Source organism: Klebsiella sp. GG_Kp146, assembly GCF_040061975.1.
Classification (GTDB): Bacteria; Pseudomonadota; Gammaproteobacteria; order Enterobacterales; family Enterobacteriaceae; genus Klebsiella; species Klebsiella quasipneumoniae.
Window position 1 is genome coordinate 195,165 of the sequence record NZ_JBEAHA010000012.1, and the last position, 14,925, is coordinate 210,089.

General features: G+C 60.7%; 15 protein-coding genes. 5 read left to right on the forward strand and 10 right to left on the reverse strand.

All coding sequences use genetic code 11. From position 1 onward, the window contains the following. Positions 1-169 precede the first annotated feature (169 nt). Positions 170-472: a YaiY family protein gene (locus tag ABLU95_RS14295; protein WP_023288568.1), complete on the forward strand. Its 303-nt coding sequence runs from the start codon at positions 170-172 to the stop codon at positions 470-472. Here the strand turns inward: ABLU95_RS14295 and ABLU95_RS14300 are convergent. The 3 genes from ABLU95_RS14300 to ABLU95_RS14310 form a co-directional block, all read right to left on the reverse strand. Next, complete coding sequence (locus ABLU95_RS14300) at positions 469-1,575, reverse strand: DUF1615 domain-containing protein (protein ID WP_080935952.1); 1,107 nt, start codon at positions 1,573-1,575, stop codon at positions 469-471. The genes ABLU95_RS14295 and ABLU95_RS14300 overlap by 4 nt on opposite strands. 18 nt (positions 1,576-1,593) lie before the next feature. Then, a complete protein-coding gene (sbmA, locus tag ABLU95_RS14305; RefSeq protein ID WP_032453450.1) occupies positions 1,594-2,814 on the reverse strand; it encodes a peptide antibiotic transporter SbmA in 1,221 nt (406 codons plus the stop codon). Positions 2,815-2,931: 117 nt separating this feature from the next. Continuing rightward, a complete protein-coding gene (locus tag ABLU95_RS14310) occupies positions 2,932-3,444 on the reverse strand; it encodes an isochorismatase family protein (RefSeq protein ID WP_072096510.1) in 513 nt (170 codons plus the stop codon). 219 nt (positions 3,445-3,663) lie between these two features. On the opposite strand from ABLU95_RS14310, the gene ampH reads away from it, so the two are divergent. From ampH to ABLU95_RS14330, 4 genes are all read left to right on the forward strand, one after another. Beyond that, the gene (gene ampH, locus ABLU95_RS14315) at positions 3,664-4,824 is read left to right on the forward strand and encodes a D-alanyl-D-alanine-carboxypeptidase/endopeptidase AmpH (protein WP_023288566.1); all 1,161 of its coding nucleotides are present in this window, start codon (positions 3,664-3,666) and stop codon (positions 4,822-4,824) included. A gap of 106 nt (positions 4,825-4,930) precedes the next feature. After that, a complete protein-coding gene (gene hemB / locus ABLU95_RS14320; RefSeq protein ID WP_002890201.1) occupies positions 4,931-5,905 on the forward strand; it encodes a porphobilinogen synthase in 975 nt (324 codons plus the stop codon). Between the two features lie 255 nt (positions 5,906-6,160). Continuing rightward, complete coding sequence (locus tag ABLU95_RS14325; protein WP_072013399.1) at positions 6,161-6,652, forward strand: transposase; 492 nt, start codon at positions 6,161-6,163, stop codon at positions 6,650-6,652. Positions 6,653-6,830: 178 nt separating this feature from the next. Beyond that, positions 6,831-8,549 (forward strand): GNAT family N-acyltransferase, encoded by a 1,719-nt coding sequence (locus ABLU95_RS14330; protein WP_348879818.1) that lies wholly within the window; start codon positions 6,831-6,833, stop codon positions 8,547-8,549. A 161-nt stretch (positions 8,550-8,710) separates the two neighbouring features. On the opposite strand, the gene tauD is transcribed toward ABLU95_RS14330, so the two are convergent. The 7 genes from tauD to ABLU95_RS14365 all read right to left on the reverse strand — a co-directional run bounded on the left by tauD (position 8,711) and on the right by ABLU95_RS14365 (position 14,904). Beyond that, positions 8,711-9,562 (reverse strand): taurine dioxygenase, encoded by an 852-nt coding sequence (tauD, locus tag ABLU95_RS14335; RefSeq protein WP_023288563.1) that lies wholly within the window; start codon positions 9,560-9,562, stop codon positions 8,711-8,713. Continuing rightward, positions 9,559-10,386, reverse strand: a complete 828-nt coding sequence (gene tauC / locus ABLU95_RS14340; protein WP_023288562.1) for a taurine ABC transporter permease TauC — start codon at positions 10,384-10,386, stop codon at positions 9,559-9,561. The genes tauD and tauC overlap by 4 nt, the downstream gene beginning before the upstream one ends. Continuing rightward, positions 10,383-11,150, reverse strand: coding sequence for a taurine ABC transporter ATP-binding subunit (tauB, locus tag ABLU95_RS14345; RefSeq protein WP_348879820.1), 768 nt, complete (start codon positions 11,148-11,150; stop codon positions 10,383-10,385). Before tauB ends, tauC begins: the two co-directional genes overlap by 4 nt. Positions 11,151-11,161: 11 nt before the next feature. Beyond that, positions 11,162-12,124 (reverse strand): taurine ABC transporter substrate-binding protein, encoded by a 963-nt coding sequence (gene tauA, locus ABLU95_RS14350; protein ID WP_348879822.1) that lies wholly within the window; start codon positions 12,122-12,124, stop codon positions 11,162-11,164. A gap of 240 nt (positions 12,125-12,364) precedes the next feature. Continuing rightward, a complete protein-coding gene (gene mmuM, locus ABLU95_RS14355; RefSeq protein ID WP_348879824.1) occupies positions 12,365-13,297 on the reverse strand; it encodes a homocysteine S-methyltransferase in 933 nt (310 codons plus the stop codon). Beyond that, positions 13,284-14,693: an S-methylmethionine permease gene (mmuP, locus tag ABLU95_RS14360; RefSeq protein ID WP_032453383.1), complete on the reverse strand. Its 1,410-nt coding sequence runs from the start codon at positions 14,691-14,693 to the stop codon at positions 13,284-13,286. The genes mmuM and mmuP overlap by 14 nt, the downstream gene beginning before the upstream one ends. Before the next feature lie 82 nt (positions 14,694-14,775). Next, entirely contained in the window at positions 14,776-14,904 is a 129-nt protein-coding gene (locus ABLU95_RS14365) for a hypothetical protein (protein ID WP_072199122.1), read from the reverse strand. Positions 14,905-14,925: the final 21 nt, after the last annotated feature.

Here is a 14,925-nt window from a genome sequence, read left to right on the forward strand (position 1 = left end):
ACGCCGGTCTCCCTTTTCCCTTCCTGTGGCGCGGTTAACACAACGGCGAAAACAGGATTATTCCTGGAGGGCAATTACCAGCAATCTGATACTGGCGACGGCGTTGCACTGCCAGAATACCTGCCATAGAGCTGGAGAAAAAACCAGCAGTACAGAGGTGGGAGGGCCTATGGCTGAATTCAGTTTTTCAAAATCGCTTTTGGGAAATAAAAAAAGAGGGGCGCTGACCGGCAGCCATGTCGCTTACGGACTGTTCGTCCTGATCTGCTGCTGGGCCGGCGCGCAGATGCTCAGCATGCTGATCCACGCCCCGGGAGTCTTTGAGCGCCTGATGCAGGCCCAGGACGCCAGCCGTCCGCAGGTCGACATCAGTCTCGCCGTTGGCACCCTCTTTGGCCTGATCCCTTTTCTGATCGGCTGCTCGTTCATCGGGCTGCTGGCGCTCATTGTGCGCTGGCGTCGGCGCCGTTAACGCCGCGCCATACAGCTTGCCCGCCGCTCATCGACCCGTTTCGCAAACCACGCCGTCGTCAGATTACGGGTGATTTTCGGACTCTCAAGCTGGATCCCCGGCAACATCTCCCGCGGCAGGGTTTTGCCCGCTTTTTTATCCGCGAGGCGGAAAACCTGTTGATAGAGGTCAGTCTTCTCAAACGCCAGGCTGTCGCCCTTTTTCAGCTGGCTATGGATCTCGCTGTCGCTCATCTCCAGCTGGCCCGCCAGGCGGCGCACCGCCAGCTCGGTGCTGCCCGGCTCATCGCTGTCATAGCGGATAAGGTCGCCGTCGAGCGCCAGTTTCACCCCGCTGGCTTTCACCACCGCGTTCTGGAAGGCGGCGTTACGGCTGGCATACCAGCCGGCGTTAAAGTCGGCAAAACGGTACAGCGGCACGCTGTAGCTGGCCGGGTAGTTCAGCAGATGATAGGTGCCAAACCACAGGCCGCCGCGCAGGCTGAAGACCTCCTGGCGCACCGTACCGTTCATTTTCCACGGGTAGCCGGAGGTGTGCTGCTCGGCAAAGGCGATGCTGACCTGCATCGGGCCGCCGGTGTGCACCGGGTTCAGGGAGCCGAACAGCTTCTGCCCCATCGGCACCATCCCGATAAAGTCATCAAAAATAGCGCTCAGCTGCTTTTCCGTCTTCACGTTGTCCAGACGGTCGCTGTAGCTTTTGCCGTTTGGCGAGGTGATCTTCAGCGCGGTATGGACCAGAAACAGCGGAATGTGCATTTTTTCCGCCCGGCGGTCGATCTCCTGCCAGGCGATTTTATTCAGCCCCGGCACCACCGGGTCGGACTGATAATTGGACTCCTGCTGCGCGACCGCCAGCACCGAGCAGACGTTCTCTTCCGTCGGCGCCAGCTTCTGGCTGTCAAAGGCGGTGGCGATGGCTTGCGCCCAGGCCTCCCGATCCTTCACGCTGGCGGGCATTTTCTGCCGCACCACCGACGCCACGTCAACGGGCTTCTCGCCCTCTTTCAACACCGGCGCCTGTTGGCTGGTACAGGCGCTTAGCACCACGGCCGCCAGCAGCGTCAATGAACCGGGTATAATGCGCGATAAACGTGCGGCCATCCTGCTTCCTTGTCTTGATTAACGTAATGTCGGGATCGCTTCCTGCAGCGGCTTGCCGTCCAGTTCGCGCTCAAAGCTGCGCAGACGTTTGTAGATGGACATCAGTTCCACCAGCGTCGTCCACGAGCTGATCAGGTACTGGAACGAACCGCGCACCTGGCCGAAAACGTTGGTAATTTGCGTCATCAGCCCGAGGGTAATCGTACCGGCAACGATCGACGGAAACAGCAGGAAAAGGCCGAAAACGTTATCCACCTGCAGATAGAGAATGCGGGCGATATTGAAATACATATAGTGGAAATAGAGACGGAAATAGTTGCGACGCACCGCGCTGAACAGCTCGCGCACCGTCGGCGGCGTGGCGCGGGTTTCATCGTCCTCGCCGTAGACCAGCTCTTTACGATAGGCCGCTTCCACGCGCTGGTTTTTAAACTCCAGACCCGGCAGCTTAATCCCCACCACCGCCAGCAGGCCGGTCCCCATCAGCGACCAGACGATCGCGGCAATCACCAGGCCATACGGCAAGTGACCGACGATGGGCAGGTCGGGAACGTGTTGCGAGAGCGTCACCAGCACCGGCAGGAAGGCGATCAGGGTCATCACCGCGTTGATAAAGCTCACGCCCATATCTTCCAGAGTGGAGGCAAAGCGCATGGTGTCTTCCTGCACACGCTGCGCGGCGCCTTCGATATGGCGCAGATGCTGCCAGTGGGCCATGTAGTGTTCGTTCATCGCCGTGCGCCAGCGGAAGACGTAGTGGCTGACGAAAAAGTTGTTCATCACTCCGATGATCACCGCGATGAGCGCGATGCCGAGAAAGATGCCGATCTCATGATAAAACTGGTTGATGCTGACCTTATGCGGGGTGGCCAGCGCGCTCTGGATCAGGTCATAGAACGGCGCATACCAGGCGTTGATCGCCACCCCCACTTCCACCAGAAACCAGGTGACGAAGATGATGAGCGACGTGCCGAGAATCGACCAGTACTGCCAGCGATGCGGGCAGTAGACAAACCAGAACAGCGCAAACACGCCGACGCAAAACAGATAGTAAGCGTAGAACACCAGATAGTTGAGCGACCAGAAGCGCGCCGCGCTGATCGCCACATCCTGCGATGCCCCGGTGACCCGCAGCAGCCAGTCGCCGCCGCCCGCCTGCCAAAAGATCACCGCCAGCAGCGACCAGATAAAGGCAGAAATAAAAAACGGCCCCGGTTTGGGGAAAAAAGATTTAAACATCATTGTCTCCTGCTAACTTCTTATCGTTCTGCTATTGCTGTATACGACGCATACGTCGGCCGCCGCGTGAAAGCGTTCTCGCGGGGCAGACGGATGATAAGACCGGATATCAACAGCTTAGTTCTGCTGCCAGGCGTGCAGAATTGTTTCTGTGGGTTTCACCTGTAAAGGATTGCCAGGAACGGTCAGCGTACGCCACACCTCATTGTAGTGGGCGATGAGCGTCGCGGCCTGCGCGGCGGGGCGGTTGGCGGTGGTGTGGGCATCTTCCGCGATAACAATGCCGTATCCGCGGCTGGCGCCGTTTTTGATGGTGGTGTCGAGGCAGTAGTCGGTGGCGCAACCGCAGATGACAAACTGCTGAATGTCGTGTTCCCGCAGCACCTGCTCCAGCGAGGTGTGATAGAAGGCGTCGCAGGCGGTTTTAGTGACATAGAGCGCGCCGGCCGGCTGCTCCAGCTCAGGGAGCAGGGCGAAGCCTTCGCTGCCGGCTTCGAGGCCGCCGGCCTCATCATGTTGAATAAAAATAACCTTATCCGCCGCGCGCACCAGACGATTAATTTGCGCGACGCAGCGCTCGCGCGCCAGACGCGGCGTGGCGAACACGCCGTTTTGCATATCCACGACCATCACTACCCGTTGAGCCGCCATTGTTTTCTCCCGCGAACCTTCAGCCAAACGGTCATCATACGCGCCGGCGAAAAAAGCCGATATCCGAAAGCGTAAAAAAGTCTTTTTTACGCACCGTTACCTTTTTCCTGCAGGAATGTCGTGAATCCCGCTTTGTTCTGCGCCACTTCGTAGTATAAATACCCTCTTCTCTTTTATTTATTTAATGGATGATTTCCGTTGAAACGTAGTTTGCTCATTTTTGCTGCGCTGTGCGCGGCGTCGTGGACCTCGGCGCAGGCCGTACAGCCCACCGTTGACCCGGTTTTCGCCTCGGATGTGGTCGATCGTTACGCCAATCATATCTACTACGGCAGCGGCGCCACCGGCATGGCGCTGGTGGTGATCGATGGCAATCAGCGTGTGTTTCGCAGCTTTGGCGAAACCCGCCCCGGGAATAATCAGCACCCGCAGCTCGACTCGGTGATCCGTATCGCCTCCCTCAGCAAACTGATGACCAGCGAGATGCTGGTGAAGCTGCTCGACCAGGGGGTGGTGAAACTCGACGATCCGCTGAGCAAATACGCCCCGCCGGGCGCCCGGGTGCCTGACTGGCAGGGAAAACCGATCACCCTGGTGAATCTCGCGACCCATACCAGCGCCCTGCCGCGCGAACAGCCTGGCGGCGCCGCCCATCGCCCGGTGTTTGTCTGGCCGACCCGCCAGCAGCGCTGGAGCTGGCTCTCTACCGCGACCCTGAAGACCGCGCCGGGCTCGCAGGCGGCCTACTCCAACCTGGCCTTCGATTTGCTGGCGGACGCGCTCTCCACCGCCGCCGGCAAACCTTATCCGCAGCTATTTGAAGAGCAGATCACCCGACCGCTGGGGATGAAGGACACCACCTTTACCCCGTCGCCGGACCAGTGCCAGCGGCTGATGATCCCGGAAAAAGGCGCCAGCCCGTGCAACAACACCCTGGCGGCGATCGGCAGCGGCGGAGTCTACTCGACGCCGGGGGATATGATGCGCTGGATGCAGCAGTTCCTGTCATCCGATTTCTATACCCGCGGCCAGCAGGCCGACCGGATGCAGACGCTGATTTATCAGCGTAACCAGCTGACCCGGGTGATCGGTATGGACGTGCCGGGCCGCGCCGACGCGCTGGGGCTTGGCTGGGTGTATATGAAGCCGAAGAATGGCCATCCGGGGATTATTCAGAAAACCGGCGGCGGCGGCGGATTTATCACCTATATGGCGATGAATCCGCAGGCTAACGTCGGCGCTTTTGTGGTGGTGACCCGCTCGCCGTTAACCCGCTTCAACAATATGAGCGATGGCATCAACGACCTGGTCAGCGAACTGAGCGGCGCGCAGCCCAACATGCAGACGGCCAGCCAGTAAGCCCGGGGGAGGTTTCGCCGATGCGACATAACGATCGTTTTGGCGAAACATCCCGCTGCCATTTCAGTTACACTACCGTCTTTCATTTCACAAAATCAGGCAAACCATGACAGATTTAATCACTCGCCCCCGCCGCCTGCGTCAATCCGCTGCGCTGCGCGCCCTGTTTGAAGAGACAACACTGAGTTTGAACGACCTGGTGTTGCCGATCTTTGTTGAAGAAGAAATTGATGATTACAAAGCGATCGAGGCTATGCCCGGCGTGATGCGTATTCCGGAAAAATATCTGGCGCGTGAGATCGAACGCATCGCCAATGCCGGCATTCGCTCGGTGATGACCTTTGGCATTTCTCATCACACCGACGCCACCGGCAGCGATACCTGGAATGAAAATGGTCTGGTGGCGCGTATGTCGCGGATCTGTAAGTCCACGGTGCCGGAGATGATCGTCATGTCCGATACCTGCTTCTGCGAATACACCTCCCACGGCCACTGTGGCGTGCTGTGCGACCACGGGGTGGACAACGACGCGACCCTGGAAAATCTCGGCAAACAGGCCGTTGTCGCCGCCGCCGCCGGCGCGGACTTCATCGCCCCTTCCGCCGCGATGGATGGTCAGGTGCAGGCAATTCGCCGCTCACTGGACGCTGCCGGATTCACCAATACGGCGATCATGTCCTACTCGACCAAGTTCGCGTCTTCCTTCTACGGCCCGTTCCGCGAAGCGGCCGGTACCGCGCTGAAGGGCGATCGGAAAACCTATCAGATGAGCCCGATGAACCGCCGGGAAGCCATTCGCGAGTCGCTGCTCGATGAAGCCCAGGGCGCCGACTGCCTGATGGTGAAACCGGCTGGCGCCTACCTGGATATTCTCCGCGATATCCGCGAGCGCAGCGATCTGCCGCTCGGCGCGTATCAGGTCAGCGGGGAGTACGCGATGATCAAATTCGCCGCCCAGGCGGGCGCTATCGATGAAGAGAAAGTGGTTCTGGAAAGCCTTGGCGCGATCAAACGCGCGGGCGCCGACCTGATCTTCAGCTATTTCGCCCTCGACCTGGCCGAGAAAAAAATCCTCCGTTAAGCCTCCCTCTCCCCGGTGGCGCTGCGCTTACCGGGGCTACCAAACCTCATCCCCGGTGCGCTGTATTTATCGCGACCACCACACCGTAGCCCGGATAAGGCGCTTGCGCCGCTATCCGGGGACAGGCGCTAACCAATATCTGTAGCTAAAACTTTGCGCGCCGCTTTCCACCTTCTGCGCCTTCTCCTTGGCGTACCGGATTTCGCCTTCTAACGTGTTAAACCACATCATAAATACCGAATTCCAGGAGATCCTGTGGTGGCTTATCGACGTTATTACATTAAGGGGGGAACCTGGTTCTTCACTGTTAACCTTAAAGACCGTAGAAGCATGCACCTAACTGAAAACATAGAATTATTGCGCTACTCTGTCGCTGTTGTTAAACAACATCGCCCCTTTATTATTGATGCCTGGGTGGTGTTGCCTGAACATCTGCATTGCATCTGGACACTACCTCATAATGATGACGATTTTTCTTCACGCTGGAGAGATATCAAAGGCTGTTTTACCAGAACGTTAAAACGACAACCCCTCTGGCAACCGCGCTTCTGGGAGCATGCCATACGCGATGAAGATGATTACCGCCGACACGTTGATTACATCCATATCAATCCACTTAAGCATGGCTGGGTCACCCGGGTGATCGATTGGCCATTTTCAACCTTTCATCGCGATGTCCAGCGCGGGCTATATCCCCCAAATTGGGCTGGCGATAGCTTTGATCTTAGCTGCGGTGAACGCCGATAGCCTCTCCCCGGTGGCGCTGACGCTTACCGGGGCTACAAATCGGCGCCAACCGTAGCCCGGATGAGGCGTTAGCCGCTATCCGGGAAACCTCCCCCGCTGCGAGCGAAACTTCACCCAACTGTAATCTGAACGACATCTCTACCTTCTACTGTCTGGGCAGGACGGAGGAGGAGCCACTATGTTTAGTCTCGACAACGTACTCGATGACCTGTGGCCTCAGGCGAGGCCCGCCCCCTGGCAAAAGAAACTGTTAAAAAAGCTATTTTATGAGGAAGAGTTTCAACAATTTGCCGACCGTCACCGCCACCTGAAGGGGCTTGATACGGTCGAACAGGTGCTGGAATACCTCAATATCCGCTGCGCTATCCCGGCGCACGATCTCGAACAAATCCCCGAATATGGCCCGCTGGTCATTATCGCCAACCACCCCACCGGCACCCTCGACGGCCTGGCGCTCCTGTATGCGGTATCCCGCGTGCGCCGCGATGTCAAAGTGGTCACCAACCGCATGCTCACCCACCTTGAGCCCCTGAGCTCGCTGTTTATCCCGGTGGATAATATTCATGGCCGCACCGCTAAAACGGCGCTGCAGCAGATGGACCAGCAGCTGCAGGCCGGCGGGGTGCTGATCTTCTTCCCGGCGGGGGAAGTCTCCCGCCTCACCCGTCGCGGCATCCGTGATAAAAAATGGCACTCGGGCTTTATTAAGCTGGCGGCAAAATATCGCGCCCCGCTGCTGCCAGCATGGATTAACGCCCACAACAGCGCCCTGTTTTACGCCAGCACCCTGGTCTCCGACAACCTGCCGCTGCTCCTGCTGATGCAACAGATGTTTCGCCGGCGCAACAGCAGCCTGCCGGTGCGCATCGGCCAGCAGATCCCCTGGTCGAGCTGGTTCGATGCCCAGTCCAGCGCTCGCGAGCTTACCGGCCGCTGCTATCAGCACCTTGACCAGCTGCACAAAGGGCTGCCGGGGCGGTTTAAAACCGAAAGCGCCATCGCCCGTCCGGAAGACCGGGCGCGGCTTAAACGCGAACTGCACAAGGCCGAATGCCTGGGCCGCACCGCCGACGGCAAAGTGATTTACCTCTGGCAGCGCAACGGCCAGGAGGAGGCGCCGCTGCTGCGCGAGCTGGGACGCCTGCGGGAAATCGCCTTCCGCGCGGTCGGGGAAGGCAGCGGCAAACGGCGGGATATCGACCGGTATGACGACGACTATCTGCATCTGATCCTGTGGGATGAAGAAGATCTGGAAATCGTCGGCGCATACCGCTTTATGCCGACGGCCATACAGCTGGCAAAGCGCGGCCTGGAGGGGATCTACAGCTCCAGTCTCTTCCACTACGACGGGCGGATGGACGACATCCTGCAGCACGGCATTGAGCTGGGGCGCAGCTTTATCCAGCCGCGCTACTGGGGTCGACGCGGGCTGGACTATCTGTGGTCCGGCATCGGCGCTTATCTGGCGCGCTATCCGCACTATCGCTATCTGTTTGGCCCGGTGTCGATTTCTGGCGGGCTGCCGCCCGCCGCTCGCGATCTGCTGGTGGCGTTCTACCGGCTGTGGTTCCCGGCGACGCATCCGCTGGCGGAGTCGCGTCGCCCTTATCCGGCGTCGCTGCCCGACGTGCTGGCGCAGTTTGGCGGGGAGGATTACAACGACGACCTGGCCCGGCTGAAGTCCCTGCTCGGCAATCTCGGCTGCGCGATCCCGCCGCTGTATAAGCAGTACTCGGAAGTGTGCGAGCCGGGCGGAGTGCAGTTTATCGATTTCGGCAGCGATCCGGATTTCAATAACTGCGTGGATGGTCTGGTGCTGGTGGATCTCACCTACCTGAAGGCGAATCGCTATCAGCGCTATATTGGCGCGCATCTGGGTGCGCAAAAATCGGCATAAACGCTTTTTCCCGGCTTGCGGCGCGTTGCGCCTTAGCCGGGCTACGGTTCACCGTTTCCGACGGTTCGGTAGCCCGGAAAAGCCGCGTCAGGCGCCGCCTCCGGGAAGCAGCGGGCAATGCAGCATCCGCTTTTCCCCGCGGCTCGCGGCTGATACAAGCCTTACCCCGCCCGGTAATACGGCTTATCGCCAAGGATCGTCGCCCGGTGCATGATCCGCCGCTGCGGCAGATAGTCGGCGTTGGCGTAATGCTGGGTTACCCGGTTATCCCAGATAGCGACATCGTTCGGCTGCCAGCGCCAGCGCACCTGAAACTCCGGTTTGGTGATATGGGCAAACAGGAAGCTCAGCAGCGCCGCGCTCTCTTTCTCGGTCACGTCGACAATCCGCGTGGTAAAGCCTTCGTTAACGAACAGCGCCTGCTTGCCGGTCACCGGGTGGGTACGCACCACCGGGTGCAGCAGCGGCGGATGCTTCGCCACCGCCTCCTGCCAGCGCCGATGCTCGGCTTCCGTGTGGTTGTACTTATACTCCTGGAACGATTTACGGAAATCGTGTTCCGCATGCAGGCCGCTCAGCAGCTGCCGGAAGGGCTCTGACAGCGCCTCCCAGGCGGCGATACCGCTGGTCCACAGGGTGTCCCCGCCGGTCGTCGGCAACTCTTTCGCCGCCAGAATAGCGCCGGCGGGCGGCGTGTCGATAAAGGTGACATCGGTATGCCAGTTGTCATTATCCGGCGGATTATCGTTGTGGGTATCGAGGACGATAATCTCCTCGACGCCTGGGGCGTGAGGGTAGACCGGATGAATATGCAGGTCGCCAAACCGCAGCGCCAGGTCGCGCTGTTGCGCCGGGGTGATATTTTGCTCGCGCAGGAATACCACCTGATGACGCAGCACCGCGTGATACAGCTGTTCAAACTGGTTGTCGCTCAGCGGACGGGTTAAATCCGCCCCGGTCACCTGCGCGCCAATATACGGCCCCAGCGGGGTAATGCTCAGACGTTCACTCATTGTACTTCTCCATGCCAGGGCGTCAGGCGCCGCTGCAGCGCGCGCAGACCCAGTTCCAGTAAAAAGGCGATAATGGCAATCACCGCGATCCCCGCCAGCACCACATCGGTGGCGAGAAACTCGCCGGCGGACTGCACCATAAACCCTAACCCGCGGGTGGCGGCGATCAGCTCAGCGGCCACCAGCGTTGACCAACCGACGCCAAGACCAATGCGCAGCCCGGTGAGGATCTCCGGCAGCGCGCCGGGCAGGATCACCAGCCACAGCACCTGCGCCCGGCTGGCGCCCAGCGAACGGGCGGCGCGAATCCGCACCTGCTGCGCGCTTTTTACCCCCGCCAGCGCCGACATCGCTACCGGGGCGAAAATCGCCAGGTAGATCAGCAGGATCTTCGACGTTTCACCGATGCCAAACCAGATCACCATCAGCGGTAAGTAGGCCAGCGGCGGCACCGGACGATAAAGCTCGATCAGCGGATCGAGGATCCCGCGCACCGTTGAGTTGAGCCCCATAGCGATCCCGACCGGCACGCCGATCAGCACCGCCGCCAGCAGAGCGATAACGATCCGCGTCAGGCTCGCCGCCAGGTGCTGCCAGAGCGTCGCATCCATAAAGCCCTGCGGCCCGGCGATAGTGATAAGCTTCTGCAGCACCTGGCCCGGCGGCGGCAGAAACAGCGGGCTAATCAGCTGCAGCGCCGCGACCGCCCACCAGACGACCAGCAACACCGCCAGGGTCGCCACGCTGAGGGTGAGCTGACGGGAGAGCGGCCAGCGCCACTTCAGCGTCAGTTGACGCGGTTTGTCGTTCAGTACCACGCTCATGAGAAAGCCTCCCGTTGGTCAAATACCCGGCTCAGAATGTATTCCCGCTGTTCAATAAACCGCGGGTCGGATTTGATGCTGCGGCAGGGTTCGCCCGCGACAAAGCGGCGGCTGAAATCCAGCGGCAGCCGCTCCACCACCCGCCCCGGCCCCGGCGACAACAGCACCAGCTCGGTCGCCATAAAGATGGCTTCTTCAATGTCATGGGTGATGAGCAGCACCTGTTTGCCGGTCTCATGCCAGAGCGTCAGCAGCAGCGTTTGCATCTGCTCGCGGGTAAAGGCGTCAAGCGCGCCGAAGGGCTCATCCAGCAGCAACAGCTGCGGATTCGCCGCCAGCGCCCGGGCGATGCCCACCCGCTGGCGTTGACCGCCGGACAGCTGCCAGATAAAGCACTTTTCCGCCCCTTCGAGGCCGACCTTTTTCAGCATCTGCGCCGCCGCTTGCCGGCGCTGCGCTTTATCCACGCCCGCCAGCTGCAGCCCCAGCGCCACGTTATCCTGCACATTGCACCAGGGCAGCAAGCCTTCGTTCTGGAAGACCACGCCGCGCTCTGCGCCCGGCCCGGTCACCCGCTGACCTTCGAGGGTGATGCTGCCGTGCTGATAGGGCACGAATCCGGCAATCAGGTTCAGCAGGGTAGTTTTACCGCAGCCCGAAGGCCCCAGCACCACCAGCAGCTCCCCACTCTCCAGCGTCAGGTTGATATCCGCCAGCGCCGGTTTACCGCCATAGTCGGCGGAAAGATGCGAGATTTGCAGCATCGCCGCCTCCTTTACTTCACGAAACGGTCAGTAACGTACTGACGATAATCGGTTCCCGCCGCGGGCACTTTGCCCTGCTCTTTCAGAAAGCGCGCGGTATCGACAATGGCCTGATTGACCGGCCCATTCAGCGCCTGCGCCTGCTCAGCGGCGGTCAGGTAGGTGTTCCCCTTCACCAGCCCGGGGACATCGGCTTCCGGCACGCCGCTCAGGCGCGCCAGCTTGCTGATGTGGTCCGGCTGTTTCAGCCATACCTCCGGGTTGGCGATGTAGGGCTGCTGGGCGTCGATGGCGCTTTTAGCAAACGCTTTGACGATCTCCGGATGCTGCTCGGCAAAGTCCTTACGGACCACCCAGACGTCGAGGGTCGGTGCGCCCCACTCCCCGACCTGCGCGGAATCGGTCAGCACCTTGCCCTCTTTTTCCAGTTCGTTAACCGCTGGCGCCCAGACGTAAGCCCCGTCGATATCCCCGCGCTGCCAGGCGGCGATAATCGCCGGCGGCTGCAGGTTAATAATCTGCACCTGGCCCGGCTTGATGCCCCAGTGTTTGAGCGCCGACAGCAGGCTGTAGTGGGTGGTGGAGATAAACGGCACGGCAATGCGCTTGCCGATCAGATCTTCCGGTTTGGTGATGCTTTTCTTCACCACCAGCGCTTCGGAGTTGCCGAGCTTTGAGGCGAGCAGGAACACTTCAATCGGCACCTGCTGGCTGGCGGCCACCGCCAGCGGGCTGGAGCCGATATTGCCGATCTGCACATCGCCGGAGGCCAGGGCGCGCACCACGCTGGCGCCGCTGTCAAATTTCCGCCAGTCGACGGTCGCCCCGCTGGTTTTGGCGAAGGTGTTGTCCGCCTGGGCGACTTTCGCCGGCTCAGCGGAGGTTTGATACGCCACGGTCACATTGACCGCCTGCGCCTGGAAGGCGGCGACGGCCAGCGCCGCCAGAAGAGTAATTCGCGATGTGAATGCCATAATGTCTGCTTCCCCTGAGTTGTTATAGGTGCAGTATTTCCGGCATCAGGATGGAGATGAAGTAATTAAAAATTCTGGCTAATAGCGAATCGTTTTTAGAACAAAAGCGGGAAAGGATAGTTGATTTTGCGCGGTGGGTTGGCGGCAGAGGGTTGGCGCCGGGTGGCGGCTATGACTTGCCCGGTCTACGGATCGCGCAAGGTGTAGGCCGGGTAAGCGCAGCGTCACCCGGCAAAAAACTCAGCGCTTCGCGTTAAGCTCAGCGATATCCTGCGGCGTGGTGCGGCAGCAGCCGCCGATCAGCCTCGCCCCGGCCGCCAGCCACTGCGGCAGATAACCCGCCAGGCTGGCGCAGGCTTCGCCATGATGGTGCCAGGTCTTGCTCACCGCATCATAATGTTCGCCGGAGTTAGGATAGACCACCAGCGGCAGCGCCGTCAGGCTATGCAGATGCGCCAGCGCCGCGGGCGTATTTTCCAGCGCGATACAGTTGATGCCCACCGCCACCACCTGTGGGTTATCCGCCAGGGCGGCCATCACCTCGCGCAGCGGCGTGCCATCGCTGAGATGTTCGGCGTCGCGCAGCGTGAAGGAGTACCAGGCGCGGGCGCGGGGATACTCCTGCAGCAGGGCTGTCAGGGCCTGGATCTCGGCGAATGACGGCAGGGTTTCACAGACCAGCAGGTCAGCGCCCGCATCCAGCAGCGCTTCGACGCGCGGGCGGTGGAAGGCCTGGTACTCTGCCGCGCTGCGCTGATAATCGCCGCGATACTCCGAGCCGTCGGCGAGAAAGGCGCCATACGGCCCCACCGAACCGGCGACCAGCAGCGTGCCGGCCTGCGGATTCTCAGCGAGGTACGCCTCGCGCGCTTTGCGCGCCAGCTCGACGCTTTTACCGATCAGCGCCCGGGACTGCGCATCATCCAGGCCGCGCGCGGCAAAGCCGGCGGGAGTGGCCTGATAGCTGGCGGTGATCGCCACCTGCGCTCCGGCGCGAAAGTAGTCGAGATGCACATCGCGGATCAGCTGCGGGTTCTCCAGCAGCACTTTCGCCGACCACAGGCTGTCAGCCAGATCGCAGCCGCGGGCCTCCAGCTCGGTGGCCATGGCGCCGTCCAGCAGCACAAAAGGCTGGGCGGCAAGCAGGGCGGTAAACGGATTAGTCTGCGACATGTTGTGGCTCCTGAGTCATTTTCCGTGAACGAGTAAGATACCAGGCACCATAGCACAGGGCCACAAAGGGGATCCCGCACCACAGCGCAATTCTCTGGCTCGGGTCAAAAGCGAGGCCCACGCAGGCCACCAGGCACAGCACAAAGCCCAGAATCGGCACCACCGGATACCAGGGGGCGCGATACTGCAGATCGCTCAGCGCCTTACCCTGCTGCAGATGGCGGCGGCGGAACATAAAGTGCGAGGCGCAGATGCTCAACCACACCGCCACCACCGCAAAGCCGGAGATCGCCGACAGCGCCACAAACACCGTATCGGGCGCCACCACGCTGGAGAACAGCGCCAGCACGCCGCCCAGCATACTCACCGACAGCGCGGTCACCGGCACGCCCCGTTTATTGACTTTGGCAAAGCAGGCCGGCAGCGTCTTCTCGTTCGACAGCGACCAGAGCATCCGCCCGGAAGCGTACAGGCCGGAGTTGGCCGCCGAGAGGATCGCCGTCAGGATCACGAAGTTGAAAATATCCGCCGCGTAAGGGATGCCCACCTTTTCAAACACCAGCACGAAGGGGCTTTTCTCCACCCCGGCCTGCTGCATCGGGATCAGCGCCGCCAGCACAAACACGGTGCCGATAAAGAAAATAATCAGCCGGGCGATGGTGGTGCGAATGGCGACCGGAATGACCTTATGCGGGTTTTCCGTCTCTCCGGCGGCAATGCCGATAAGCTCCGTCCCGGAGAAGGCGAAGTTCACCGCCACCATGGTCATCAGGATCGGCAGGCCGCCGTGCGGGAACCAGCCTTCGGCGGTGAGATTGCGCAGGCCCGGCGCCGGGGAGCCATCCTGCATCGGAATGATGCCGAAAATGGCCGCGCCGCCGAGAATAATAAACGCGATGATGGTGATCACTTTCACCAGCGAGAACCAGAACTCGCCTTCGGCGAAGAAGCGGGTCGAAATGATGTTAAGACCGAAAATCACCGCGCAGAACACCACGCACCAGATCCAGACCGGCACCTGCGGGAACCAGTACTGCATACAGAAGCCGGCGGCGGTGAAGCTCGAACCCAGCGCCACCGTCCACGTCAGCCAGTAGAGCCACGCCACGGTATAGCCCGTCGCCGGGCCAAGGTAGCGCGCCGCGTAAACATGGAAGGCGCCGGTCTCCGGCATCGCCACCGACAGTTCGCCGAGGCACTGCATCACCAGCCAGACCACCAGGGCACCAATCAGATACGCCAGCAGCGTTCCGGCCGCGCCGGTGGTGGAGATGATATAGCCGGTATTAAAGAACAGGCCGGTGCCAATCACGCCGCCGAGCGACAGCATGATCAGATGGCGCGTTTTCATGGTGCGCTTCAGTTGCCCACCTTGTTGTTGTGTTGTGCTTTGCATTTTATTTTCTCACGCCAGCCCGCTTGCCCGGGCCATGATGCGTATAAACGTATAGACATCTAAACATCCAAAAGAAGAAGTGTTATACCGTGCCACCGCGGAAAAAGCAAAGCCGCTGCACCAGGTCGCGCGCCGACAGCGTGCAGCCTGCCCCATTTTTGCGCAGCGCCGGTGAGCGCGCCACGGGCTGGCGCCTCATCGCGGCGGACAACGTTCTGGCACTCTCTTTGCA

Coding starts and splice junctions, on each gene's coding strand:
- ABLU95_RS14295 (WP_023288568.1), top strand. CDS start 170: ATGGCTGAATTCAGTTTTTCAAAATCGCTTTTGGGAAATAAAAAAAGA.
- ABLU95_RS14300 (WP_080935952.1), bottom strand. CDS start 1,575: ATGGCCGCACGTTTATCGCGCATTATACCCGGTTCATTGACGCTGCTG.
- sbmA (WP_032453450.1), bottom strand. CDS start 2,814: ATGTTTAAATCTTTTTTCCCCAAACCGGGGCCGTTTTTTATTTCTGCC.
- ABLU95_RS14310 (WP_072096510.1), bottom strand. CDS start 3,444: ATGGTCGTGGATATGCAAAACGGCGTGTTCGCCACGCCGCGTCTGGCG.
- hemB (WP_002890201.1), top strand. CDS start 4,931: ATGACAGATTTAATCACTCGCCCCCGCCGCCTGCGTCAATCCGCTGCG.
- ABLU95_RS14330 (WP_348879818.1), top strand. CDS start 6,831: ATGTTTAGTCTCGACAACGTACTCGATGACCTGTGGCCTCAGGCGAGG.
- tauD (WP_023288563.1), bottom strand. CDS start 9,562: ATGAGTGAACGTCTGAGCATTACCCCGCTGGGGCCGTATATTGGCGCG.
- tauC (WP_023288562.1), bottom strand. CDS start 10,386: ATGAGCGTGGTACTGAACGACAAACCGCGTCAACTGACGCTGAAGTGG.
- tauB (WP_348879820.1), bottom strand. CDS start 11,150: ATGCTGCAAATCTCGCATCTTTCCGCCGACTATGGCGGTAAACCGGCG.
- tauA (WP_348879822.1), bottom strand. CDS start 12,124: ATGGCATTCACATCGCGAATTACTCTTCTGGCGGCGCTGGCCGTCGCC.
- mmuM (WP_348879824.1), bottom strand. CDS start 13,297: ATGTCGCAGACTAATCCGTTTACCGCCCTGCTTGCCGCCCAGCCTTTT.
- mmuP (WP_032453383.1), bottom strand. CDS start 14,693: ATGCAAAGCACAACACAACAACAAGGTGGGCAACTGAAGCGCACCATG.